Genomic DNA, 22,901 nt, shown 5'->3' with positions numbered 1-22,901 from the left:
CGTTGCAAGAATGCGGCCACGGAACGGCACCGTGACCCTTTGGGATCCGAGGACAACTCCATGCAGCCCGCCATCCAGCAGGTCATCCGCGCCCTCGCCGAGGATGGACGGGCCGGGGCCCTCGGCATCGCGGAGCACGCGGTGAACGCCTATCTCGACGGCTCCCCCACCGCCGGCGACCGCGCCCTGTCGCTCGACATCCTCTCGCGCGATCTCGCGTCCCTGCGGGGCATCGCGCCCCATCTCGCCGCCTTCATCGGCCGGGTCGAGACCTACGTCGCCGGGCTCGCCCGAACGGACCTGCCGCGCGCGGCCTGATCAGCGGTTGGCGGTGGTCGCCGGAGAGGTGGCACCGCCCAGCGACACCCACGCCACGGCGTCCTGGCTCTCGCGCTTGATGAACACGTAGCCGGTGCGGTGCCACGGCAGGACCGTGTCGGTCTTGTTGTCGAGCACCAGATCGCCCCGGTCGGTCAGCAGGGTCAGCACGGCGTGGCCCTCGCCCTTCTCGTCGATCACAACCGTCATCCGCATGGCCCGGCGCGGCAGCCCGGACAGGGCGAGCAGGTGGCGCTTCAGAAGCTGGTAATCCTCGCAATCGCCGTACCCGTCCTCCGCGAGGTCCCAGTGGTCGGCGACGTGCAGGTGCTCCATGTCGGTCATCGGCTCGACCGCCTTGTTGATGCGGCGGTTGATGGTGACGATGCTGGTCCAGACGGCCGGCGTCAGGGCGATCCGCGCCGGCTCGTTGCGGTCCACGGCGCACTCGTCCGCATAGGCCTCGCAGAACGTCACCCAGGCGGCGATCGGTTTGGCCTCGGCCTTCGGAACGAGGCCCGGCTCGGTCGGCAGGCTCGCCAGCACCTGCGCCTGGGCGGCCGTGGCCACCCCCGCGAGCGCCAGCGCGGCGACCACCACCCCCCGCACCGCCTTGAGAAATCCCGCGCGCATCGCGTGCAATCCCGTGTCTCTATAGACCTAGGATTGCAGCGAGCAGCCTCCTTCGCGCTGAAGCGAATGCCGACAATTTTACGCATCGGCCGCCCGGCCTCGGCCGGCACGGGGCAAGGTCGATGCGACCCTCGCCGGATCCGCTAAATGCTTCCGATGGCGGCAGGGGCCGGTTAACCGTGAGGGCGCCCCTCACCCGGCCGTCTGGTCGGGCTTCTTCTCGGCCTCGCCCTTTAATTCGGGGAAGTCGGCCTGCGTGAAGGCGGTGCCCCGGTACGGGTCGTCGGTGACGCCGTCGTGCTCCAGCCGGCGCAATTGCACCCGGCGGATCTTCCCGGAGATGGTCTTCGGCAACTCGTCCACGAATTCCAGGGCGCGCAGACGCTTGAAGCTCGCGAGCTTGGCATTGGTGAAGCGGAAGATGTCGAGCGCCGCCTCCGGCCCGGCCTTGGCCGAGGCGGTGAGGAGCACATAGGCCTTGGGGATCGTGTAGCGCAGCGGGTCGGGCACCGGCACCACCGCCGCCTCGGCGACGAGGGGGTGTTCGATCAGCACGCTCTCCAGTTCGAACGGGCTGATCCGGTAGCCGGAGGATTTGAACACGTCGTCCGCCCGGCCGACGAAGGTGTAGCAGCCCTGCGCGTCCACGAAGGCGACGTCGCCCGTGCGGTAGACCTCGCCCTCGGCCCCGGTCAGGCGCCCGCGCCCGTCGTCATAGCCCTGCATCAGCCCGGCGGGGCGGTGGGCGCCGAGTTCGAGGCAGACTTCGCCCTCGCTCGCCGGCTCGTCGTCGGCATCGAGCACCCGAACCCGGTAGCCGGGGAGCGGCCGCCCGAGGGCGCCGGGCACCACCGGCTGGCCGGGGGTGTTGGCCATCAGCGCCGTGGTCTCGGTCTGCCCGTAGCCGTCGCGGATGGTGAGGCCCCAGGCCGCCTTCACCCGCTCGATCACCTCCGGGTTCAGGGGCTCGCCCGCCGCGCAGACCTCGCGCAGGCGGAGGTCGCGGCCGTCGAGCGTCTCCTGGATCACCATGCGCCAGACGGTCGGCGGCGCACAGAGGGTGGTGGCCCCGGTCTTCTCCAACTGGTCCAGCAGGATGCGCGCGTTGAACGGCGCCTGGTTGATCACGAGGATCGTCGCCCCCGCGTTCCAGGGGGCGAAGAACGACGACCACGCGTGTTTGGCCCAGCCGGGGGAGGAGACGTTGCAATGCTGGTCGCCGGGCTGGAGCCCGAGCCAGTACATGGTCGACAGGGCGCCCACCGGATAGGAGCGGTGGCTGTGGCGCACCAGCTTCGGCTTCGCCGTGGTGCCGGAGGTGAAATAGAGGATCAGCGGATCGTCCGCCCCGGTCGGCCGGTCGGGCGCGAAGCGTTCGGATTCCGTGTACGCCGCGTCATAGGCGCGCCAGCCCTCCGTCGCCGGCCCGGTGACGATGCGGATGACGTTGCCCGTGTCGAGTGTGGCGAAGCGCGGCAATTGCTCCGGCCCGGCGACGATGGCCCTGGCCCGGCCGCGTTCCAGCCGGTCGGCCAGTTCCTCGGCGGTGAGCAGGGTGGTGGCGGGGATCACCACCACGCCGAGCTTCATCGCGGCGAGGAACGTCTCCCACAGGGCCGGCACGTTGCCGAGCAGCAGGAGCAGGTGGTCGCCCCGCTTCAGGCCGAGGCCGGCGAGATGGTTCGCCACCTGGTTCGAGCGGCGGCTCAACGCGGCGAAGGTGAGCGATTGCTCGGCCCCCGTCGCGGCCTCCACGATGCGCAAGCCCGGCCGGTCGGGATACTCGGCGGCGAGCCCGGCATCGAACCAGTCGAGCGCCCAGTTGAACGGCACCGCCTCGGGCCACGTGAACTGCGCGACGGCGGCAGCGTAATCCGTGCGATGGGCCAGCAGCAGGTCGCGGGCCTCCCGGAAGCTCGGCATGGTGTCTTCCCCTTGGGACGTCGTCTCCCCCTTGGCGGGGGTAGCGTGTTCTTAGCGGTGCGAAAACGTCGCCGGGCGCTTCTCCACGAAGGCGGCCATACCCTCCTTCTGGTCGTCCGTGGCGAACATGGCGTGGAACACCCGCCGCTCGAACCGCAGGCCCTCGGTGAGGGTGGTCTCGTAGGCGCGGTTCACCGCCTCCTTGGTCATCATCGCGCTGGGCTTCGACATGCCCGCGATGGTCTGCCCGGTCTTCACCGCCTCCTCCACGAGGTCGGCGGCGGGCACGATCCGCGAGACGAGGCCGCAGCGCTCGGCCTCGGCGGCGTCCATCATCCGGCCGGTGAGGCACATCTCCATCGCCTTGGCCTTGCCGACATAACGGGCGAGGCGCTGGCTGCCGCCCATGCCGGGCATCACGCCGAGCTTGATCTCCGGCTGGCCGAACTGGGCCGTGTCGGCGGCGAGGATGAAGTCGCACATCATCGCCAGCTCGCAGCCGCCGCCGAGCGCGTAGCCCGCCACCGCCGCGATGATCGGCGTGCGCACGGCGTTGAACCGGTCCCAGTCGGAGAAGCGGTCCTTCCCGTAGACCTCGGCGTAGGAGAGGTGCTGCATCTCCTTGATGTCGGCGCCGGCCGCGAAGGCGCGCTCGGAGCCGGTGAGGACGATGCAGCCGATCCCCTCGTCGGCATCGGCGGCGGAGGCGGCAGCGATCACCTCGGCGGTGAGCTGCGCGTTGATCGCGTTCAGCGCCTTCGGCCGGTTGAGGGTGATGAGGAGCACCCGCCCCCGGGTCTCGGTGAGAATCGTCTCGTAGTCCATCACGCCTCTCCTGCGTCCCCACGGAGCATACGGATGATGGCGGAAAAGTCCTCACCCCCGTGGCCGAGGCCGTCGAACAACCCGTAGATCTGTGCGGCCTCGGCGCCCAGCGGCGTCGCGGCGCCCGCCGCCAGGGCGGCGGCCTGGGCGAGGCGCAGGTCCTTCAGCATCAGGGCGGCGGCGAAGCCCGGCTTGTAGCCGTTGTTGGCGGGGGAGGCCGGCACGGGGCCCGGCACCGGGCAGTAGCTCGTCAGCGACCAGCACTGGCCGGAGGAGACCGAGGCGACGTCGTAGAGCGCCTCGTGCGACAGGCCAAGCTTCTCGCCCAGCGCAAAGGCCTCGCAGACGCCGATCATCGAGATGCCGAGGATCATGTTGTTGCAGATCTTGGCCGCCTGCCCGGCGCCGGCCTGCCCGCAATGGAACACGTTCTTGCCCATGGCCTTCAGCAGGGGCTCGGCTACGGCGAAGGCGGCGTCTGCGCCGCCGGCCATGAAGGTGAGCGTGCCGGCCTTGGCCCCGCCCGTGCCGCCGGAAACCGGCGCATCGACGGAGAGGCAACCCCGCGCTTGCGCCAGGGCATGCGCCTTGCGGGCACTCTCGACGTCGACGGTGGAGGAATCGATCAGCAGCGTGCTGGCGGGGACGGCGTCCGCGAGCTGCGTCCAGACCTCGACGACGTGCCGGCCGGCGGGGAGCATGGTGATCACCACCTCGGCCCCCTCGGCGGCCTCCAGCGCCGACCCGACCACCGCGACGCCGGCCTCGCGGGCGAGGTCGAGGGAGGCGGGCACGAGGTCGAAGCCGCGCACGGTATGCCCCGCCTTCACGAGGTTGGCCGCCATCGGCCCGCCCATGTTGCCGAGCCCGATGAAGCCGATCGTGCGTGCCATGGTGGTGTCCTCCCGTTTGTTATTCTTGGCCCTATACCGGCCCCGTGCGGTCCTTCGCGAAGACCGGCGCGGCCCGCGTCTCCAGCCATCGCGCGATCCGGGCGGGATCGACCTCATCGAGGCGCGGCGGGTTCCAGCGGGGCGACTTGTCCTTGTCGATCACCGCCGCGCGGATGCCCTCGCGGAAATCGCCCTCGTCCAGAAGCGCCAGCGAGGCGTGGAACTCCCGCTCCAGGCAGGCCTCGAGGTTCGGCGCCGCCCGGCCGAGCCGCAGCAGGCACAGCGTCAGCACGAGGCTCGACGGCGCCTTGGTGAGGAGCACCGCCTTCGTCTCGGCCGCGAAATCCGACCCGTCCGCGTCGAGGGCGGCAAAGATCTCGTCAACCCCATCGAAGGCGAAGCAACGGTCGATCAGGTCGCGGTGGGCGGCGAGCGGCGCCGGGCCGGGGTCTTTCGCGATGCGGGCGAGGATGGCGTCCACCGCCTCGCCCGAGCCAAGCGCCGCGATCAGCTCCGGCAGCGCGGTGGAAGGGACGAACGCATCGGCCATGCCGCAGAGGAGGGCGTCCGGGGCGCCGATCTGCGCGCCGGTCAGGCCGAGATAGGTGCCGAGTTCGCCGGGCGCGCGCGGCAGGAGCCATGTCCCGCCGACATCAGGCAGGTAGCCGATGCCCGTCTCCGGCATGGCGATGCGGGAGCGCTCGGTGACGATCCGGTGCGCGGCATGGCCCGACAGCCCGACACCGCCGCCCATGGTGATGCCGTCCATCACCGCGACGAACGGCTTCTCGTAGCGGCTGATGCGCGAATCGAGGCGGTACTCGTCCCGCCAGAACGGCTCGGCGGCGGCCGTCTCGTTCTCGTAGAGGGAGCGCAGGTCGCCCCCCGCGCAGAGGCCGCGCTCGCCCTCGCCGGTCAGCAGCACCGCATTCACGGCCTCGTCGGCGGCAAACCGGTCCAGCGCCCGGTCGATCAGCCCGACCATCTCGTGGTTCAGGGCGTTCAGGGCCTTCGGCCGGTTGAGGCGGAGGCGCCCCAGGCGGCCTGCGGTCTCGACGATCACCGCGTCCATCAGCGGCCCCCGATCAGGGCGCGGGCGACGATCACCCGCATGATCTCGTTCGTGCCTTCCAGGATCTGATGCACCCGCAGGTCGCGGACGATCTTCTCGACCCCGTATTCGGCGAGGTAGCCGTAGCCGCCGTGCAGTTGCAGCGCTTGGTTAGCCACCTCGAAGGCGGCGTCGGTGACGTGGCGCTTGGCCATGGCGCAGAGCTGCGTCGCCTCGGGGGATTTCGCGTCGAGCGCCCGCGCGGCGTGGTGCAGGAAGGTCCGCGAGACGGTCAGGGCCGTCTGCATGTCGGCGAGCCGGAATTGCAGCGCCTGGAAATCGGTGAGCTTCGCGCCGAAGGCCCGGCGGTCGCCCATATAGGCCAGCGCCTTGTCGAGCGCCGATTGCGCGCCGCCCAGCGAGCAGGCGGCGATGTTGATGCGGCCCCCGTCGAGCCCGCTCATGGCGATGCGAAATCCCTCGCCCTCGGCGCCGAGACGGTTGGCGACGGGCACGCGGCAGCCGTCGAAGCGCACGGCGCGGGTGGGCTGGGCGTTCCAGCCCATCTTGCGCTCGTTGGCGCCGAAGGAGAGACCGGGCGTGTCACCCTCGACCAGCACGGTGGAAATGCCCTTCGGCCCCGCCTCGCCGGTGCGGACCATGCAGACGTAGAGGTCGGCGGCGCCGGCGCCGGAGATGAACTGCTTCTCCCCGTGGAGCACGTAATGGTCGCCGTCCCGCTCGGCGCGGGTGCGCAAAGCCGCCGCGTCGGAGCCGGAGCCCGGCTCGGTGAGGCAGTAGCTCGCGATGGTGTCCATCGTCGTGAGGCCGGGGAGGAAGCGCGCCCGCTGCTCATCCGAGCCGTAGGCGTCCACCATCCAGGCGCACATGTTGTGGATCGACAGGAAGGCCGCCACCGTCGGGCAACCTATCGCCAGCGCCTCGAAGATCAGCGCCGCCTCGATCCGCCCCATCCCGGTGCCGCCGGATTCCTCGCGGACATAGATGCCCGCCATGCCGAGCCCGGCCGCCTCGCGCAGGGTCGCGACGGGGAAGGTTTTGGTCTCGTCCCATTCCAGGGCGTGGGGGGCGATGTGGTCGGCCGCGAAGGCGGCGGCCATGTCGCGGATCGCGGTCTGGTCCTCGTCGAGGCCGAATTGCATGGGTGATCCTCCCCGGTCTCGATACCCCTCCCCCGCGTGGCGGGGGAGGGCCATGCGATCTTACCGCATGGTCGGGATCGAGAACTCCGCGCCGCTCTTGATGCCGGAGGGCCAGCGCTGCGTCACGGTCTTGGTCTTCGTGTAGAAGCGGATCGAGTCCGGCCCGTGCTGGTTCAGGTCGCCGAAGCCGGAGCGCTTCCAGCCGCCGAAAGTGTGGTAGGCGATCGGAACCGGGATCGGCACGTTGACGCCGACCATGCCGGTGTTCACGCGGGTGGTGAAGTCGCGGGCGGCATCGCCGTCCTGGGTGAAGATCGCGACGCCGTTGCCGTACTGGTGCGTCGAGGGCAGCGCCAGCGCCTCCTCGTAATTCTTGGCCCGCACCACCGAGAGCACCGGCCCGAAGATCTCTTCCTTGTAGATCGTCATGTCCGGGGTCACGCGGTCGAACAGCGAGCCGCCGAGGTAGAAGCCGTTCTCGTAGCCCTGGAGCTTGAAGCCGCGCCCATCGACGGCGAGCTGCGCGCCCTCGCGCACCCCGGTCTCGATGTAGCCGCGCACCTTCTCCACCGCGTCGCGGGTGACGAGGGGGCCGTAATCCGCCGCCTCGTCGTGCGACGGGCCGATCTTCAGCGCCTCGACGCGGGGGATCAGCCGCTCCATCAGGCGGTCGGCGGTCTGCTCGCCCACCGGCACGGCCACTGAGATCGCCATGCAGCGCTCGCCCGCCGAGCCGTAGCCGGCCCCGATCAGGGCATCGACCGCTTGGTCCATGTTGGCGTCGGGCATGACGATCATGTGGTTCTTGGCGCCGCCGAAGCACTGGGCGCGCTTCCCCGTCTGCGCGGCGCGGACGTAGATGTATTCCGCGATGGAGGAGGAGCCGACGAAGCCCACCGCCGCGATGTCCTCGTCGTCGAGGATGGCGTCCACGGCCTCCTTGTCGCCGTTCACGACGTTCAGGATGCCCGGCGGGAGGCCGGCTTCCAGGAAGATCTCGGCGATGCGGAGCGGCACGCCGGGGTCGCGCTCGGACGGCTTGAGGATGAAGGCGTTGCCGCAGGCGATGGCCGGGGCACACTTCCACAGGGGGATCATCGCCGGGAAGTTGAACGGCGTGATGCCGGCGACCACGCCGAGCGGCTGGCGCAGGGAATAGACGTCGATGCCGGTGCCGGCCGATTCGGTGAACTCGCCCTTCAGCAGGTGCGGGATGCCGCAGGCGAACTCCACCACTTCGACGCCGCGCTGGATGTCGCCCTTGGCGTCCGGCACCGTCTTGCCGTGCTCGGAGGCCAGCAGCTCGGCGAGCTCCTGGTTGTAGCCGCGCATCAGTTCGAGGAAGCGCATCATCACGCGGGCGCGCTTCTGCGGGTTGGTCGCCGCCCAGGCCGGCTGGGCCGCCTTGGCGTTCTCCACCGCCGCGCGCATCTCCGCCTTGCTGGCGAGAGCGACCTTGGCCTGGACCTCGCCGGTCGAGGGGTGGAACACGTCCGCCGTGCGGCCGCTCTCGCCGTTCACGATCCGGCCGCCGATGAAATGTCCGACGTTGCGCATAACGCACCTCCCTCTGATTTCAGCCGAATCCGGCTTTTACCGGAACTGTAGCAGCCTCGACTGAACGATAAAGCTGGACTGGCTCGCAGCCATCGTGCATCGATGCACGGCGTTTGTCATGCGGCGGGTCGGGTCATGGTCGCGCGGAAGATCGCGGGAAGCTGGGACGACCTGCGCTTCTTCCTGGCCGTCGCGCGGACGGGCACGCTCAGCGCCGCCGCGCTCCAGACCGACACGGAGCACACCACGGTCGGCCGCCGCATCCGCGCCCTGGAGGGCGTGCTCGACGCGCGCCTGTTCCACCGCAGCAATCTCGGCTACGCGCTGACCGAGGCCGGCGAGAACCTGCTCGCCGCCGCCGAGGGCATGGAGAGCGCCTTCCTGTCGGCCAGCGCGGCGGCGGAGGCCGCGCACACCGTCTCCGGCACGGTGCGGATCGGCGCGCCGGACGGGTTCGGCAGCGTCTTCCTGGCACCCCGGATGCACCGGCTGACGGGCCGGCATCCGGGGCTGGAAGTCGAGATCATGGCCACCGCCCGGATCTTCAGCCTGTCGAAGCGCGAGGCCGACATCGTGGTGAGCCTGTCGCCGCCGCAGCAGGCCCGGCTGGTGGCGCGCCGCCTCACCGATTACCGGCTCTTCGTCTACGGCGCCGAGAGCTATCTGGCGCAACACCCGCCGATCCGCGCGGCCGGCGACCTCGAAGCCCATCCCTTCGTCGGCTACATCGAGGATATGCTGTTCACCCGCGAGCTGAACTATCTCGGCGTTCTCGGGCCTTCGGTCTCGGCGCGGCTGCGCTCCACGAACCTCCTCGCGCAGGTCCACGCGACGCTCGCCGGGGCGGGCCTGTGCATCCTGCCGGCCTTCATCGCCGCCGCCCATCCGGGGCTGAGAGCGGTGCTGCCGGAGGCCGTCTCGCTGACCCGCGCCTTCCACATGCACATCCACGAGGACCACCGGCAGGCGGCGCCGATCCGGGCGGTGGCCGCCTTCATCGCCAGCGAGGTCGAGGCGGCGCGGGAGCTGTTCGCGGGCGCGTAAGTCCGTCGCGCGCAAGTCACAGGCCGGTCAAATCGCCCCGCCAAGCTCGACATCGCCGCAGGGATGGGACATGAGGCAGGCTGAACGGGCTCGCGCCGGGTTGACTTGATTCCGTCCCGCGCCGTTCGCAGCTAAGACGCTGGATAGATCAGTCTTCGCGCCATGCGGCCCCGGATCGTCCGAATCGATCCCCTCGGCCGCCCTCCTGCCCCCGTGGCGGGCTAGGGGGCGCAGGTGGAAGTCTAAGGAAGCGAACATCATGGAAGCCGGCAGCGACAGCGAGAACCTCTTCACCGGTGGCTCCCTCGCCGGTCTCGGCCCGGAGATCGCCGGCCCCGCCCCGCGCCACCGCACGGTCGGCGTCACGGTGGGCGAGGGCGAGGGCGCCGTCACGGTGGGCGGCGGCGCGCCGATCGTCGTGCAGTCCATGACCAACACCGACACGGCCGACATCGACGGCACCGTGGCGCAGGTCTCGCAGCTCGCCCGGGCCGGCTCGGAGCTGGTGCGCATCACCGTCGACCGCGACGAGGCCGCCGCCGCCGTGCCGAAGATCCGCGAGCGCCTGGACCGGATCGGCGTCCACGTCCCGCTGGTCGGCGACTTCCACTATATCGGCCACAAGCTCCTGTCCGACCATCCGGCCTGCGCCGAGGCGCTGGCCAAGTACCGGATCAACCCGGGCAACGTCGGCTTCAAGGAGAAGAAGGACACCCAGTTCTCGACCATCATCGAGCAGGCGATCCGGTACGGGAAGACCGTGCGGATCGGCGCCAACTGGGGCTCGCTCGACGGCGAACTCCTCACCCACCTGATGGACGAGAACGCGAAGGCCGCCCGCCCGATCGACGCCCGCGCCGTCATGCGTGAGGCGATGGTCCGTTCGGCGCTGGGCTCCGCCAAGCGCGCCGAGGAACTCGGGCTGGCTAAAGACAAGATCATCCTGTCGGCCAAGGTCTCGGCGGTGCAGGACCTGATCGCAGTCTACCGCGAGGTCGCCCGCCGCTCGGATTACGCCATCCATCTCGGCCTCACCGAGGCGGGCATGGGCTCGAAGGGCATCGTCGCCGCCTCCGCCGCCATCGGCGTCCTGCTGCAGGAAGGCATCGGCGACACGATCCGCTACTCGCTGACCCCCGAGCCGGGCGGCGACCGCACGGTCGAGGTGAAGGTCGCGCAGGAACTGCTGCAGACCATGGGCTTCCGCACCTTCGTGCCGCTGGTCGCGGCCTGCCCCGGCTGCGGGCGCACCACCTCGACCACGTTCCAGGAGCTGGCCCGCGACATCCAGAACTGGATCACCACCTCCATGCCAGAGTGGAAGAAGACCTATCCGGGCGTCGAGGGGCTGAACGTGGCCGTGATGGGCTGCATCGTGAACGGGCCGGGCGAATCGAAGCACGCCGACATCGGCATCTCCCTGCCGGGCACGGGCGAGACCCCGACCGCCCCGGTCTTCATCGACGGCAAGAAGGCGATGACGCTCCGCGGTGCGACGCTCGCCAAGGATTTCGAGACCATCGTCATCGACTACATCGAGCGCCGCTTCGGCCAGGGTAACCGCAACGCCGCCGAGTGAGCCGCCGGATCCGCCCTCTTCCCGCCCGCGGGGGAGGGGCATCTCGCCCGGCTGCGTCGCGATCGCAACCGTACATGGTTCCCGCCCGCCCGAGGGCGTGATAGTCAGGCGCCACGAACCCGAATGCCGGCCAGCCCGGCGGTTGCTTCGCGCCCCGATGGCCCCATGATCCGGACCGCGAAGAGCCGCGATGCGAGCCGCCGGCCGAGCGGACACACCCGACATCCCACATGAGCCAGACCGTCGTATCGGGCGCTTCCGCCCAGCCTGACGCAGCGCCCACGGACACGGACGGTCCCGCGCCGTCCGGTGCCCTGGATGCTCCCGAACGGGCCGAGACCCGCCACGGCCATGCCGGGTTCTGGACGCTGCTCGTCGGCTCGATCGGCGTCGTCTACGGCGACATCGGCACGAGCCCGCTCTATGCCTTCCGCGAGGCCCTGGCCCCCGCCCGGGCCGACAGCATCCTGCTGCCGGAGGAGGTGCTGGGCACCGTCTCGCTGATTCTCTGGGCGTTGTTCCTGATCGTGACCGTGAAATACGTCGCGATCCTGCTGCGCATGGACAACAACGGCGAGGGTGGCATCCTTTCGCTCATGGCTTTGGCCCGCAAGGCACTCGGCGGCTCCCGGGTGGTGTTCATGCTCGGGCTGATGGGCGCGGCGCTGTTCTACGGCGACGCCGTGATCACGCCGGCCATCTCCGTCCTCTCGGCGGTGGAGGGGCTGAAGCTCGTCACGCCCGCCTTCGACGATTACGTCCTGCCGATCACGGTGGCGATCATCCTGGCCCTGTTCCTCGTGCAGAACCGGGGTACGGCCAAGGTCGCGTCCTTCTTCGGGCCGATGACCGTCGTCTGGTTCCTGGCCATGGCGGCGGCGGCGCTGCCGCACATCACCCTGCACCCGGAGGTGTTCCGGGCCGCCAACCCCTGGCACGCAGTGAACTATCTCCTCGGCCACGGCACCGGGGCGCTGGTGGCGCTCGGCGCCGTGTTCCTCGCCGTGACCGGGGCGGAGGCGCTGTTCGCCGATCTCGGCCATTTCGGGCGCAGGCCGATCCAGATCGCCTGGATCGGTCTCGTCTTCCCCTCGCTCGCCCTCAATTACCTCGGCCAGGCCGCCCTGGTGCTGGAGAAGCCCGACACCTCCGATCCGTTCTTCCAGATGCTGCCGGCCTGGGGCCTGCTCCCCATGGTGATCCTCGCTACCCTGGCCACGGTGGTGGCGAGCCAGGCGGTGATCACCGGCGCGTTCTCGCTGTCGCGGCAGGCGATCCAGCTCGGCCTGCTGCCGCGCCTGGAGATCCGCCACACCTCCGAATCGCATGCGGGGCAGATCTACCTGCCGCAGATCAACACGCTGCTGATGGTCGGCGTCGTGCTGCTGGCGATCCTGTTCAAGACCTCCTCGTCGCTGGCCTCGGCCTACGGCATCGCCGTGACGGGCACGATGCTGCTCACCGCCTCCATGACCTACCTCGTGATGTGGCGGATGTGGGGGTGGTCGCCCATCGCGGCGGCGGCGGCGATGCTGCCCTTCATCGTGGTGGAGTTCCTGTTCCTGCTCTCGAACCTCATCAAGGTGGTCGAGGGCGGCTACGTGCCCCTGCTGCTCGCCGGGGCCCTCGTCATCCTGATGTGGACCTGGGTGCGGGGCGTGACGATTCTGTTCAACAAGACCCGCAAGACCGACGTGCCGCTCACCGAGCTCGTGGCGATGCTGGAGAAGAGCCCGCCTCACCACGTGCGCGGCACCGCCGTGTTCCTGACGAGCGACCCCGAGATCGCCCCGGCGGCCCTCCTGCACAACCTGAAGCACAACAAGGTGCTGCACGAGAAGAACGTGGTGCTCACCGTCGAGACGGTGGACACGCCGCGCTCGAACGAGGCGGACAAGGTGCGCATCGACCCCGTGGGCCCGCATTTCTACCGGGTGGTGATGAAGTTCGGCTACATGGAGACGCCGAACATCCCGAAGACGCTGACGCTGCTGCGCCGCCAGGGCTTCAAGTTCGACATCATGGCGACGTCGTTCTTCCTGTCCCGCCGCTCGATCCGCCCGGCCGCCCATTCGGGCATGCCGCTGTGGCAGGACCGCATCTTCATCACGCTCGCCAAGAACGCCAACGACGCGACGGACTTCTTCCAGATCCCCACCGGACGGGTGGTCGAGGTGGGGACGCAGGTCACGGTGTAGGGAAGGCGCTGGTGTAGACCGTTGCAGCGGATTATCTACATCCTTGATCGAGGAAGTCCGCATGCCGATCAACGTCAACAACGCCGAGGCCGATGCCCTCACGCGCCGCTTCGCCGCGATGGCCCGGGTGGGCATCACAGAGGCGATCGTCATCGCCATGCGCGAGGCGATCGAGCGCCGGCAAAGTCAGGAAACGCCGCAGGAGACCGCCGCCCGGCTGCGTGCGCAGCATGGGATCCGGCTCAGCGAGACGGCCCGCCAGCCACTTCCCGCCGAAGTCTACGACGAGATGTGGGAAGGCCGCTGATGTTCGTCGACGCCTCTGCGATCGTCGCCCTCCTTGCGGACGAGCCGGAGGCCGGGCGGATCGCGGCGGCACTTGCATCTGCCAGCCGATGCATGACCTCACCCGTGGCGGTGCTGGAAGCGGTGCTGGCGCTCGCCCGACCCGATAAGTTCAATGTGACGGTTGAGGCCGCTCAGCCGATCGTCCTGGAATTCCTTGCCGCCCGCCGGATCGACATCCGCGACCTGCCGCCGGCCGAGGAGACGACGGCCCTGGCCCTCTCCGCCGCTCATCGTTTCCGCGCGGGCCGCCATGGGCTCAATCTCGGCGATTGCCTGCACTATGCCGCCGCGCGTTCGTTCGGCGTGCCGATCCTCGCCACGGCGGACGAGTTCCGCAGGACCGACCTCGACACGGTCCCCTAGGCGCACCGAATCTCACAGCTCCGCTTACGTGTGCCAGCGCACATGCACGGACGGTTCGGATTGCGAGTGAACCGCCGCCTCCTTACACCCATTCCAATTGAGTGCATTCGCTGCATTCCGCCTTTCGGACGGTGTGCCTCAGGCCGCCCTCCCTTGGACCGCTCCGGGTGCGGTCGACACGCGAGGACTTCTCATGATCAAGCTCACCGTGAACGGGGCTGCCCGCAGCTTCGACGGCGACCCCGATATGCCGCTCCTTTGGTACCTGCGCGACGAGGTCGGGCTCACCGGTTCGAAGTTCGGCTGCGGCGCGGCGCTCTGCGGCGCCTGCACCATCCACCTTGGCGGCACCGCCGTGCGCTCCTGCGTCACCCCGGTCTCGGAGGCCGAGGGCAAGGAGGTCGTCACGATCGAGGGCCTGTCGCCGGATGGCAACCACTCGGTCCAGGTGGCGTGGCGCGACCAGAACGTCGCCCAGTGCGGCTACTGCCAGGGCGGCCAGATCATGCAGGCCGCGTCCCTGCTGAAGGACACGCCCAAGCCCACCGACGCGCAGATCGACGACGCCATGAGCGGCAACCTCTGCCGCTGCGGCACCTATCCGCGCATCCGCGCCGCCATCCATCAGGCCGCGGGCCAGACTGCCGCCCCGAAGGGAGAGCGCCTGTGATCCACGAACTCAAGCTGATGGCCGAACAGGCTTCCCAAGAATCCGCGACCCAGCCTGCGACCCGTCCGGTGCTCGCCAATGTCAGCCGCCGGGGCATCCTCGGCGGCGCGGGCGCGCTGGTGCTCGCCCTGTCGCTGCGCTCCCCGGCCCAGGCCGACGAGACCCAGACCAAGGAGCAGAAGGAGCACAAGTACGGCGCCGACGGCATGCCGCATGGCTGGCGCGACGACCCGAAGGTCTTCATCGCGATCGCCCCGGACGGCACCGTGACGGTGACGAACCACCGCTCCGAGATGGGCCAGGGCGTGCGTACCTCCGTGGCGCTCACCGTCGCGGACGAGCTGGAGGCCGATTGGCCGAAGGTGAAGGTGGTCCAGGCCTGGGGTGACGAGCAGCGCTTCGGCAACCAGGACACGGACGGCTCGCGTTCGCTGCGCCACTTCTTCCAGCACTTCCGCCACGCCGGCGCGGCGATGCGCGCGATGCTGGTCGAGGCCGCCGCCAAGCAATGGGGCGTGCCGGCCTCCGAGGTCACGGCCAAGAACCACACGCTCACCCACGCCAAGTCCGGCAAGACCCTGGGCTACGGCGACGTGGCCGAGGCGGCGGGCAAGCTGCCCGTGCCGGCGACCGTCACGCTGAAGGACCCCAAGGACTTCCGCTACATCGGCACCGGCAAGATCGGGCTGATCGACAACTTCGACATCACCACGGGCAAGGCGGTCTACGGCGCCGACACCAAGCTCGACGGGATGCTCTACGCCACCATCGCCCGTCCGCCGGTCTATGGCGGCACGGTGAAGTCCTTCGACGATTCCGATGCCAAGAAGGTCGCCGGGGTCGTGAAGATCTTCAAGATCGACGGCGCCCCGATCCCCTCCGAGTTCATGCCGCTCGGCGGCGTCGCGGTGGTGGCCAAGAACACCTGGGCGGCCCTCAAGGCCCGCGAGGCCCTGAAGATCACCTGGGACGACGGCCCGAACGCCACCTACGACACCGACGTGTTCCGCAAGGAGCTGGAGGAGGCTGCGCGCAAGCCCGGCAAGGTCGTGCGCACGCAGGGTGACGTCGACGCCGCCATGGCCAAGGCCAAGACGAAGGTGGTCGCCGAGTACTTCGTGCCCCACCTCGTCCAGGCGCCGATGGAGCCCCCGGCCGCCATCGCGCGGGTGAAGGACGGCGTCTGCGAGGCCTGGGCCTCGACCCAGGGTCCGCAGGCGGCCAACGACCGGCTGATGAAGGCGCTCAACCTGCCTGACGACAAGGTCACGGTGAACGTGACGCTGCTCGGCGGCGGGTTCGGGCGCAAGTCGAAGCCCGATTACGTGGTCGAGGCGGCGCTCTGCAGCCGCGAGGTCGGCGGCGCCCCGGTCAAGCTGGCCTGGACCCGCGACGACGACATCCACCACGGCTTCTACCACACCATCTCGGCCGAGCGGATCGAGGCGGGGCTGGACGAGAAGGGCATGCCGGTGGCGTGGCTCCACCGCTCCTGCGCGCCGACCATCGGCTCGATCTTCGCGCCGGACCCGAAGCACGAGCTGCCCTTCGAGCTCGGCATGGGCCTCGTCAACACGCCGTTCTCGATCCCGAACATGCGGATGGAGAACCCGGAGGCGGCCGCCCATGTGCGGATCGGCTGGTTCCGCTCGGTCTCGAACATCCCCCACGCCTTCGCGATCCAGTCCTTCGTCTCGGAGCTGGCGCATGCGGCGGGGCGGGATCCGAAGGACTATCTGCTCGATCTCATCGGCCCGCCGAAGACGATCGACCCGACTGCCATCGGCGACGTGTGGAACTACGGCGAGGACCCGTCCCGCTATCCGATCGACACGGGCCGCCTGCGCGGGGTGATCGAGGCCGCCGCCAAGGGCGCCGGCTGGGGTCGCCAGATGCCGAAGGGCCGGGGCTTGGGCATCGCCGGGCACTACAGCTTCGTCACCTACACGGCGGTCGCGGCCGAGGTGGAGGTCGATGAGAAGGGCCAGGTGAAGGTGCAGGCCATCGACATCGCCGTCGATTGCGGCCCGCAGGTGAACCCGGAGCGTATCCGCTCACAGATGGAGGGCGCGGTGGTCATGGGGATGGGGCTCGCCCTCACCTCCGAGATCACCTTCAAGCAGGGCCGTGCCCAGCAGAACAACTTCGACGGCTACGAGATCATCCGGATCGACGCCGCCCCGAAGGTCGTTCGCGTCCACCTCGTGCCGACGGGCAAGTACGACGGGCCGCTCGGCGGCGTCGGCGAGCCGGGCGTCCCGCCCGTGGCGCCCGCCATCGCCAACGCGGTCTTCGCCGCCACCGGCCGCCGCGTCCGGCAATTGCCGATCCGCGATCAGGCCGCCGGCGCCTGAACCCGGCCGCGATCCGGTGCGTTGGGCGCAAGCCAGCGCTCTCCGCACCGGATCAGCGACCGAGGACAGATTCACGATGCTGCGTTCCGCCTCCGCCCTTGCCGTGCTCATCGCGGCCGGTGGTCTAGTTACCTTCACTCCATCCGTTCAGGCCTCTCCCTGCGCCCAGCAGATCGATGCCCTGTCGGGCAAGGTGACGGCCGAGACGCGCAACGCCATCTCCGCGAACACGAGCGGGCAGGGCACTGCCGCCAAGCGGAGCGGCGAGGGTGTCACCGGCACGGAGGGCGCGCGGGCGAACGAGGCGCCGCAGGCCCCGCCGGAGAAGTCCGCCGAGGCCGGCAAGGGGGCCGACGCCGCCCAGCAGGCGAAGGTCGCCCTGGACGAGGCCCGCGCCGCCGAGGCCAAGGGTGACACCAAGGCCTGCGAGGCCGCGATCGAGCGGGCGAAGTCGCAGCTCAGCAAGGCGCCGTAGCAGGGCGCTGCCCTTCACCCGCCAAAGGGCTCGCCCTTTGGGATCCCTGTCAGCCCGCCGCCAGCACCGCGAAGCGGGTGAGGAATCGGGTTTGCGCGTCCGCCGTCGGCCAGGGGTCGGCGAGGGTGAGCACAGCCTCTGGCAGGGTTGGGGCGGGGCCGAAATAGCGGGCGGCTTCGTCGGGGGAAAAGCCCGCGAGCCGCACCGCCTCGAGATGGGCCGCGATCCGGTCCGCCCGCTTCACCCGCCGCGTGAGTGCGGGGGAGGGGGCCGGAATCCCGAAGCGCTGGCGCACCGCCGCGAGCAGGCGCTTCTCCACGCCCCGGTAGGCATCGCCGATCGCCGCCTTGAGCGGTGAGATGATGTCCCCCACCACGTATTCCGGCGCGTCGTGCAGCAGGAATTCCAGGCCGTCCGCCGGGGTGCAGGCCAGGTCGAGATGGCGCCCGATCCCCTCCACCAGCAGGCTGTGCTGCGCCACCGAGAAGACGTGCGGCCCCGCCGTCTGCCCGTTCCAGCGGGCGACGCGGGCGAGCCCGTGGGCGATGTCCGCGATCTCGACGTCGAGGGGAGATGGATCGAGCAGGTCGAGGCGCCGCCCGGAGAGCATCCGCTGCCACGCCCTCGGCGGCTCCTTCGGCCGGGGCGCGCTCATGCCTCGCTGAGGGCGGCGCAGGCCGCGTGGCGGTGGCACCCGGTGAGGTGGTCGTTCACCATCCCCACCGCCTGCATGAAGGCATGGATGATCGTCGGCCCGCAGAAGGAGAAGCCTTCCGCCTTCAGGGCCTTGGCGATGCGCCGCGACACCTCCGTCTCGGTGGCGATGTCGGCGCGGCTGTGAGGGTTGGCCTGGATCGGCCGCCCGTCGCAAAAGTCCCAAAGGAAGCGCGAGAAGCCGGGGCCGCTCTCCTCGATGCGCAGCCACGCCCGCGCCCCCGCGATCGTGCCGACGATCTTGGCCCGGTTGCGGATGATGCCCGTGTCCGCCATCAACCGCGCGATGTCCGCGTCGGTGTAGCGGGCGATGATCTCCGGCGAGAACCCGTCGAAGGCCGCACGGAATCCTTCGCGGCGCTTCAGGATGGTGATCCACGACAGGCCCGCCTGGAACCCGTCGAGGATCAGCTTCTCGTAGAGGGCGCGGGATTCGTATTCCGGCACGCCCCATTCGGTGTCGTGATAGGCGACGTAGACCGGGTCCTGCCCGGCCCACCAGCAGCGGGGGCATCCGTCAGGGTGGAGGATCAGCCCCTCGGGCAGCGGCGCGTCCACGCTCAACCCGCCGCCTCGCCGCCCGCGTCCGGCATGGCGAAGGTCGCGTAGCCGGGCCGCCCCACGGCCAGGGGCTTTCCATCCGCCCGCAGGATCTCCCCGGCCGCGAGGGCGTCGCCCAGCCGGTCGAGGCGCACCAGGGCGAGGCCGTGCGATCCGGCGACGCTGCCCGTCCGCCCCAGCACCTTCTGCCCGGCCTGGATCTCGGAGCCCGGCGCGGGCGCACCTTCGGCGAACTCCGCCGCCAGGAGGCGGGTGCGGGCCGTGCCCCGGTGCTGCATCCGCGAGACGACCTCCTGGCCGACATAGCAGCCCTTTCGGAAATCGACCCCGCCGAGCTGGTCCATCAGCGCCTCGTGCGGGAAGGCGTCGCCATAGGCGTAGTCGCGCCCGCCCTCCGGCACGGCGAGGCCGATCCGGTGGGCGTGGTAATCGTCCTCCGACGCATCCGCCGAGAACGCTCCCTCGGACACATAGAGCCTCTGGCCCAGATCGGGATGCCGGCTGTCGGCGACCGTGGCGGTCTCGGCGGCGGTGGTCGCCCCCGCCCAGGCGGCGGCCACGGCCACGGTCGGATCGGCGGCGATCTCGACCTGCGCGCGCAGCTTGTAGAGGCCGAGACGCTTGGCGAGGTCGGCGGCCTTGTCGCTCGCCACGTCGAGGCGGAACCCGTCCGGCAGGCGCGAGATCAGGAAATCGAACAGGATCTTGCCCTGCGGGGTCAGCAGGGCGCCGAGGCGCGCCTCGCCCTCGCCCAATGTCTCGACATTGCAGGTCAGGACGCCCTGGAGGAGGCTCGTGGCATCCGGCCCGGTCACGGTGACGAGGGCGCGGTCCGGCAGCAGGGCGATGGGCATTCGGGTGGTCCTCACGCGGCGGATGACAGCCGGGAGGTAAGGGGGAAAGCGGCCCGCCTCAACCGGCGGGCCGGAATCGATCAGTGCTGGAGCGTCGTGGTGAAGGCGCCGCCCCGGATGCGGTCCGGGAAACCTTCGGCGTAGCGCGCGGTGGCTTCCTCACCGTAGGTCATGACGAGTTCCTGGAACGCGGCGAACAGGGCCGCCTGCGCCATGCAATCCCCATCGAGTCCGTCCAGGCAACCTTCGGCGAACGCCTCCGAGACATAGCTCAGGGCGGCACGCTTCTCCTCGACATCGGCCTCGATGGGGGCGCTTTGCGAGATGGTCTGCATGGTCCGACACTTCCATTGCGCCGGCCTGAGACAGCCCGGCGGACACAATGGATGATAGGCGGCTCATAGCGGGACGCCTAGCCGGTAATTGCGAATCGGTTAACGCGACCGTTCGAATGCGGACCTTTCTCGGGATCACCCGACCCTGTGGCAGACCTGCATCATCTCATCCACCGAACCGCCCGGCCAGGGCATGGGAGAGGCGTTCGCCCTCGGTGAGAAAGCGGGCGGCGGCCTCGTGCGCCGCCGCCGTGCAGACCCGGTAGGTGAGGGCGTAGCTCCGATACCCCCGGTTGTAGGCCCCGGCCAGCCTGTCCCGCCGGGCGGGGGTGATCCCCTCGGCCTCGATCAGCGCCTTCATCCGCGCCGGCCATTCCGCCGCGTCGGGGGTGGCGCAAAGGCCGCGCAGGAAGGCGAGGGAGCCGATCACCTCGGCCATCCGCATCAGGTCGCGGTCGTAGGGCGCCGGGACGTCCGCCGGGCTCGCAGGCTCCTTGGGCTGCTCCTTGGTCGCCTCCTTCGCGGGCGGTTTCGCCCGCTGCTGGGCCTGGACAGGCGGGGCGACGAGCGCCACGGCCAGGGCGAGGGCGGCGGCGCGATGCCACGGGACGGGCCGCATCAGGCGATTCCCCGGGCATCGAGCCGCGCGAAGGCCTCGCGCAGGGTGCCGATCAGCCCCGGCGTGGTCTCGAGGCCGGCGATCTCGTCGAGGGTGGCCCAGCGCACGCCCAGGGCCTCCGGCCCGGGACCGGGCTCGCCGCCGCACCACAGGGCGGCATGGGGATGGACGACGTAATGGTGCCGCGCCCGGCCCGCCTCGTCGCGGACGATGATCTCGGTGGGGGAGAGCACGCCGACCACCTCGGCGGTGATCCCGACCTCCTCGGTGAGTTCGCGCAAAGCCGCCTCGGCCAGGGTCTCGCCCGCCTCCACGAGGCCGCCGGGCAGGGTCCAGACGCCGCGCATCGGCTCGTTGGCGCGGGAGGCCAGCAGCACGCGCCCGTCCCGGATCACCGCGATAGAGGCGCCGACGAAGGGCCGGGCCGGGAAGGTGCGGGATTCGCCCTCGCTCACGGCGTCCCCCCGTCGAGGGCGACGGCCGCCACCCGCCCGTCGCCGAGCCCGACCACGAGGCGCGCGAGTGCGCCCTCGCCGAGGACAGCAACGCCTGTGCCGGCCGGGGCGGGGAGCGTCACGCGGGCGCGCTCGCTCAGGCCCTGGCGGGCCGAGACGATGGCGAGGGCCGGCACGCCCGCTACCGGAACGGCGAGATCCGCCCCGCCCTCGCGGGGAAGCGCATCGGCGAGGTCGGCCCCGCCATCGCCGAGGGTGTAGCCGGCGGCTTCGGGGCCGGGCTCGATCCTGTCGGGGGCAAGGCTCCAGAGCTTCAGCCGCCCGGTGGCATCGACGGTCGCGACGCCCAGGCCCTTGCCGGAAAAATCGCCGACCGCCGCGATGGCGGGGCGGGGGCCGGGCTCCGTGCGAGCGCCGAGCGTCCAGGTGGGGGAATTGGCGGCCGGCCGGGTGGCGAGGACGAGGCTCCCGGATTCCGCGCCCGTCAGGGTCGCGGCGAGCACGGCCGGGCGCCCGGCGAGGGAGACGATCCACGGCGCGCGCGGGGCGAACACCGCCCCGTCCCCGGCCGGGAGGGCGGCGGTGGCCACCGGCACGGGCTTCGGATCGGTGCTCACCGCCAGGGGCTGGCGCTCGCGCAGGGTGAGGGTCGTCGCGGCGGGGGCACCGTCGGGGCCGCGTGTGCGGCCGGTGAGGAAGGCGCTCAGCGGCCCGTCGAGGGCGCGGCGGATGCCGGGCAGGGCGCCGCGCGGGGTCTCGGAGGCGACGAGGTCTTCCACCGCCTCCCGGCCGACCGGCTTGGCGGCGATGCGGCCGTTCTCCACGGTGAGGATGGCGCCGCCCTCCTCCCCCCAGACGAGGATGAGGGGGACCGGCTCCTTGCCGGCGCGGGCGATGGGCAGGAGACCGGAGGTCGCCACCGCGACGGCGACCTCGCTGCGCGGCCCGCGCATCTCGCGGACCTTGAACGGGAGGTCGAGGATGCGCACGCTCGGCTCGGCGCGGGCCGGGCCGGCGGCGAGGAGGACGAGCAGGATCGCGAGGCGGGCGCGCCCCGGCGCGTCAGACATGCTGTCCGCCGTTGATGTGCAGCTCGGCGCCGTTCACGTAGGACGAGGCCTCGGTGCACAGGAAGTAGATCGCCTTGGCGACCTCGTCCGGGGTGCCGAGGCGGCGCTGCGGGATCTGCTCCACCATCTTCTCCGTCCCCGGCGAGAGGATGGAGGTGTCGATCTCGCCGGGCGAGATCGCGTTCACCCGGACACCGAGCGGGCCGAAATCGGCCGCCATCTCGCGGGTCAGGCCGGCGAGCGCCGCCTTCGACGTGCCGTAGGCCGACCCGGCGAAGGGGTGGACCCGCGAGCCGGCGATGGAGGTGACGTTGACCACCGAGCCTTTGGCCCGGGCCAGTTCGTCGCGCAGCCCCTGGGCCAGGAGGATCGTGGCGAAGAAGTTCACCTGGAACACCCGCTGCCAGTCGGGGAAGCCGGTGGAGAGGACGCCGAGGCGCTCTCCCTCCGGCCCCTTGGGCGAGATGCCGGCATTGTTGACCAGCGCGTGCAGCACCCCGCCCTCGGCGGCGAGGCGTCCGCGCACCTCCTCGACGGCGCGCACCGTGTCGGCCGCGTCGGAGAGATCGACCTGCAGGTGGTCTTCCGGCCCCATTTCCCACGGGCAATTCTCGGGGAACGGGTGGCGGGAACAGGTGATGACGCGCCATCCGGCGGCGGAGAACCGCTTCACGGTGGCGTGGCCGATGCCGCGGCTGGCGCCCGTGAGCAGCATGATGCGCCGACGTTCGTTGGGGGAGAGGGCCACTGTCGGAGCCTCACTGTCGCGCGGGGATCCCGGGGGGCCGGTCCCGCCGGTGCACTGCAACGTCTAGGCGGACGGGCGCGGGAAATCCAGGGCCGGCGATTCAACCGGGCCCGTGGGTCGACGCCGAACCGATCTGCGCATAACCACGCGC

General features: G+C 70.6%; 24 protein-coding genes. 9 read left to right on the top strand and 15 right to left on the bottom strand.

What is annotated here, in order from left to right; genetic code table 11:
- Positions 1-60: 60 nt before the first annotated feature.
- Positions 61-318 (top strand): hypothetical protein, encoded by a 258-nt coding sequence (locus MKK52_RS20885; RefSeq protein ID WP_243957203.1) that lies wholly within the window; start codon positions 61-63, stop codon positions 316-318.
- Here MKK52_RS20885 and MKK52_RS20880 read toward each other — a convergent pair whose 3' ends face one another.
- From MKK52_RS20880 to MKK52_RS20850, 7 genes are all read right to left on the bottom strand, one after another.
- A complete protein-coding gene (locus tag MKK52_RS20880; RefSeq protein ID WP_243957201.1) occupies positions 319-951 on the bottom strand; it encodes a transglutaminase-like cysteine peptidase in 633 nt (210 codons plus the stop codon).
- A gap of 192 nt (positions 952-1,143) precedes the next feature.
- Positions 1,144-2,874, bottom strand: a complete 1,731-nt coding sequence (locus MKK52_RS20875) for an AMP-binding protein (protein ID WP_243957200.1) — start codon at positions 2,872-2,874, stop codon at positions 1,144-1,146.
- Positions 2,875-2,925: 51 nt separating this feature from the next.
- Positions 2,926-3,699, bottom strand: a complete 774-nt coding sequence (locus MKK52_RS20870) for an enoyl-CoA hydratase (RefSeq protein ID WP_243957198.1) — start codon at positions 3,697-3,699, stop codon at positions 2,926-2,928.
- Positions 3,699-4,592 carry a 3-hydroxyisobutyrate dehydrogenase gene (gene mmsB, locus MKK52_RS20865; protein ID WP_243957196.1) on the bottom strand — a complete coding sequence of 298 codons (894 nt, stop codon included), beginning with the start codon at positions 4,590-4,592 and terminating at the stop codon, positions 3,699-3,701. The genes MKK52_RS20870 and mmsB overlap by 1 nt, the downstream gene beginning before the upstream one ends.
- A gap of 31 nt (positions 4,593-4,623) precedes the next feature.
- Positions 4,624-5,664, bottom strand: coding sequence for an enoyl-CoA hydratase/isomerase family protein (locus tag MKK52_RS20860; RefSeq protein WP_243957194.1), 1,041 nt, complete (start codon positions 5,662-5,664; stop codon positions 4,624-4,626).
- Positions 5,664-6,806, bottom strand: a complete 1,143-nt coding sequence (locus MKK52_RS20855) for an acyl-CoA dehydrogenase family protein (protein WP_243957192.1) — start codon at positions 6,804-6,806, stop codon at positions 5,664-5,666. The genes MKK52_RS20860 and MKK52_RS20855 overlap by 1 nt, the downstream gene beginning before the upstream one ends.
- A 60-nt stretch (positions 6,807-6,866) precedes the next feature.
- Positions 6,867-8,363, bottom strand: coding sequence for a CoA-acylating methylmalonate-semialdehyde dehydrogenase (locus MKK52_RS20850; RefSeq protein WP_243957190.1), 1,497 nt, complete (start codon positions 8,361-8,363; stop codon positions 6,867-6,869).
- A gap of 135 nt (positions 8,364-8,498) precedes the next feature.
- Here MKK52_RS20850 and MKK52_RS20845 point away from each other — a divergent pair, with 135 nt between their 5' ends.
- The 8 genes from MKK52_RS20845 (at position 8,499) to MKK52_RS20810 (ending at position 17,394) form a co-directional block, all read left to right on the top strand.
- Positions 8,499-9,407 (top strand): LysR family transcriptional regulator, encoded by a 909-nt coding sequence (locus MKK52_RS20845; protein ID WP_243957188.1) that lies wholly within the window; start codon positions 8,499-8,501, stop codon positions 9,405-9,407.
- A gap of 259 nt (positions 9,408-9,666) precedes the next feature.
- A complete protein-coding gene (gene ispG, locus MKK52_RS20840) occupies positions 9,667-10,986 on the top strand; it encodes a flavodoxin-dependent (E)-4-hydroxy-3-methylbut-2-enyl-diphosphate synthase (protein WP_243957186.1) in 1,320 nt (439 codons plus the stop codon).
- A 230-nt stretch (positions 10,987-11,216) separates the two neighbouring features.
- Entirely contained in the window at positions 11,217-13,184 is a 1,968-nt protein-coding gene (locus MKK52_RS20835; RefSeq protein WP_243957184.1) for a potassium transporter Kup, read from the top strand.
- A gap of 61 nt (positions 13,185-13,245) precedes the next feature.
- Positions 13,246-13,491 carry a type II toxin-antitoxin system VapB family antitoxin gene (locus tag MKK52_RS20830; protein ID WP_243957182.1) on the top strand — a complete coding sequence of 82 codons (246 nt, stop codon included), beginning with the start codon at positions 13,246-13,248 and terminating at the stop codon, positions 13,489-13,491.
- Positions 13,491-13,895, top strand: coding sequence for a type II toxin-antitoxin system VapC family toxin (locus MKK52_RS20825; protein ID WP_243957180.1), 405 nt, complete (start codon positions 13,491-13,493; stop codon positions 13,893-13,895). Before MKK52_RS20830 ends, MKK52_RS20825 begins: the two co-directional genes overlap by 1 nt.
- A gap of 193 nt (positions 13,896-14,088) precedes the next feature.
- The gene (locus MKK52_RS20820; RefSeq protein ID WP_243957178.1) at positions 14,089-14,565 is read left to right on the top strand and encodes a (2Fe-2S)-binding protein; all 477 of its coding nucleotides are present in this window, start codon (positions 14,089-14,091) and stop codon (positions 14,563-14,565) included.
- On the top strand, positions 14,562-16,919 hold the full coding sequence (locus MKK52_RS20815) for a xanthine dehydrogenase family protein molybdopterin-binding subunit (RefSeq protein WP_243957176.1): 2,358 nt from the start codon (positions 14,562-14,564) through the stop codon (positions 16,917-16,919). Before MKK52_RS20820 ends, MKK52_RS20815 begins: the two co-directional genes overlap by 4 nt.
- Before the next feature lie 76 nt (positions 16,920-16,995).
- The gene (locus tag MKK52_RS20810; RefSeq protein WP_243957174.1) at positions 16,996-17,394 is read left to right on the top strand and encodes a hypothetical protein; all 399 of its coding nucleotides are present in this window, start codon (positions 16,996-16,998) and stop codon (positions 17,392-17,394) included.
- Between the two features lie 49 nt (positions 17,395-17,443).
- Here the strand turns inward: MKK52_RS20810 and MKK52_RS20805 are convergent, their stop codons facing one another.
- From MKK52_RS20805 to MKK52_RS20770, 8 genes are all read right to left on the bottom strand, one after another.
- Positions 17,444-18,049 carry an HD family hydrolase gene (locus tag MKK52_RS20805; protein WP_243957172.1) on the bottom strand — a complete coding sequence of 202 codons (606 nt, stop codon included), beginning with the start codon at positions 18,047-18,049 and terminating at the stop codon, positions 17,444-17,446.
- On the bottom strand, positions 18,046-18,672 hold the full coding sequence (locus MKK52_RS20800) for a DNA-3-methyladenine glycosylase I (protein WP_409564706.1): 627 nt from the start codon (positions 18,670-18,672) through the stop codon (positions 18,046-18,048). Before MKK52_RS20800 ends, MKK52_RS20805 begins: the two co-directional genes overlap by 4 nt.
- Positions 18,669-19,523: a YgfZ/GcvT domain-containing protein gene (locus tag MKK52_RS20795; RefSeq protein WP_243957170.1), complete on the bottom strand. Its 855-nt coding sequence runs from the start codon at positions 19,521-19,523 to the stop codon at positions 18,669-18,671. The genes MKK52_RS20800 and MKK52_RS20795 overlap by 4 nt, the downstream gene beginning before the upstream one ends.
- Before the next feature lie 80 nt (positions 19,524-19,603).
- Positions 19,604-19,858, bottom strand: coding sequence for a hypothetical protein (locus MKK52_RS20790; RefSeq protein WP_243926089.1), 255 nt, complete (start codon positions 19,856-19,858; stop codon positions 19,604-19,606).
- Between the two features lie 166 nt (positions 19,859-20,024).
- Positions 20,025-20,477, bottom strand: a complete 453-nt coding sequence (locus MKK52_RS20785) for a TIGR02301 family protein (protein ID WP_243957168.1) — start codon at positions 20,475-20,477, stop codon at positions 20,025-20,027.
- The gene (locus MKK52_RS20780) at positions 20,477-20,932 is read right to left on the bottom strand and encodes an NUDIX hydrolase (protein WP_243957166.1); all 456 of its coding nucleotides are present in this window, start codon (positions 20,930-20,932) and stop codon (positions 20,477-20,479) included. The genes MKK52_RS20785 and MKK52_RS20780 overlap by 1 nt, the downstream gene beginning before the upstream one ends.
- On the bottom strand, positions 20,929-22,002 hold the full coding sequence (locus MKK52_RS20775) for a hypothetical protein (RefSeq protein ID WP_243957164.1): 1,074 nt from the start codon (positions 22,000-22,002) through the stop codon (positions 20,929-20,931). Before MKK52_RS20775 ends, MKK52_RS20780 begins: the two co-directional genes overlap by 4 nt.
- Positions 21,995-22,717 carry an SDR family NAD(P)-dependent oxidoreductase gene (locus MKK52_RS20770; protein ID WP_243957162.1) on the bottom strand — a complete coding sequence of 241 codons (723 nt, stop codon included), beginning with the start codon at positions 22,715-22,717 and terminating at the stop codon, positions 21,995-21,997. The genes MKK52_RS20775 and MKK52_RS20770 overlap by 8 nt, the downstream gene beginning before the upstream one ends.
- Positions 22,718-22,901: the final 184 nt, after the last annotated feature.

Origin of the sequence: Methylobacterium sp. J-067 (assembly GCF_022829465.1) — a bacterium.
GTDB classification, from domain to species: domain Bacteria; phylum Pseudomonadota; class Alphaproteobacteria; order Rhizobiales; family Beijerinckiaceae; genus Methylobacterium; species Methylobacterium litchii.
The sequence above is the reverse complement of the archived record's forward strand: the minus strand, read 5'-3'. Positions and strand labels throughout refer to the sequence as shown.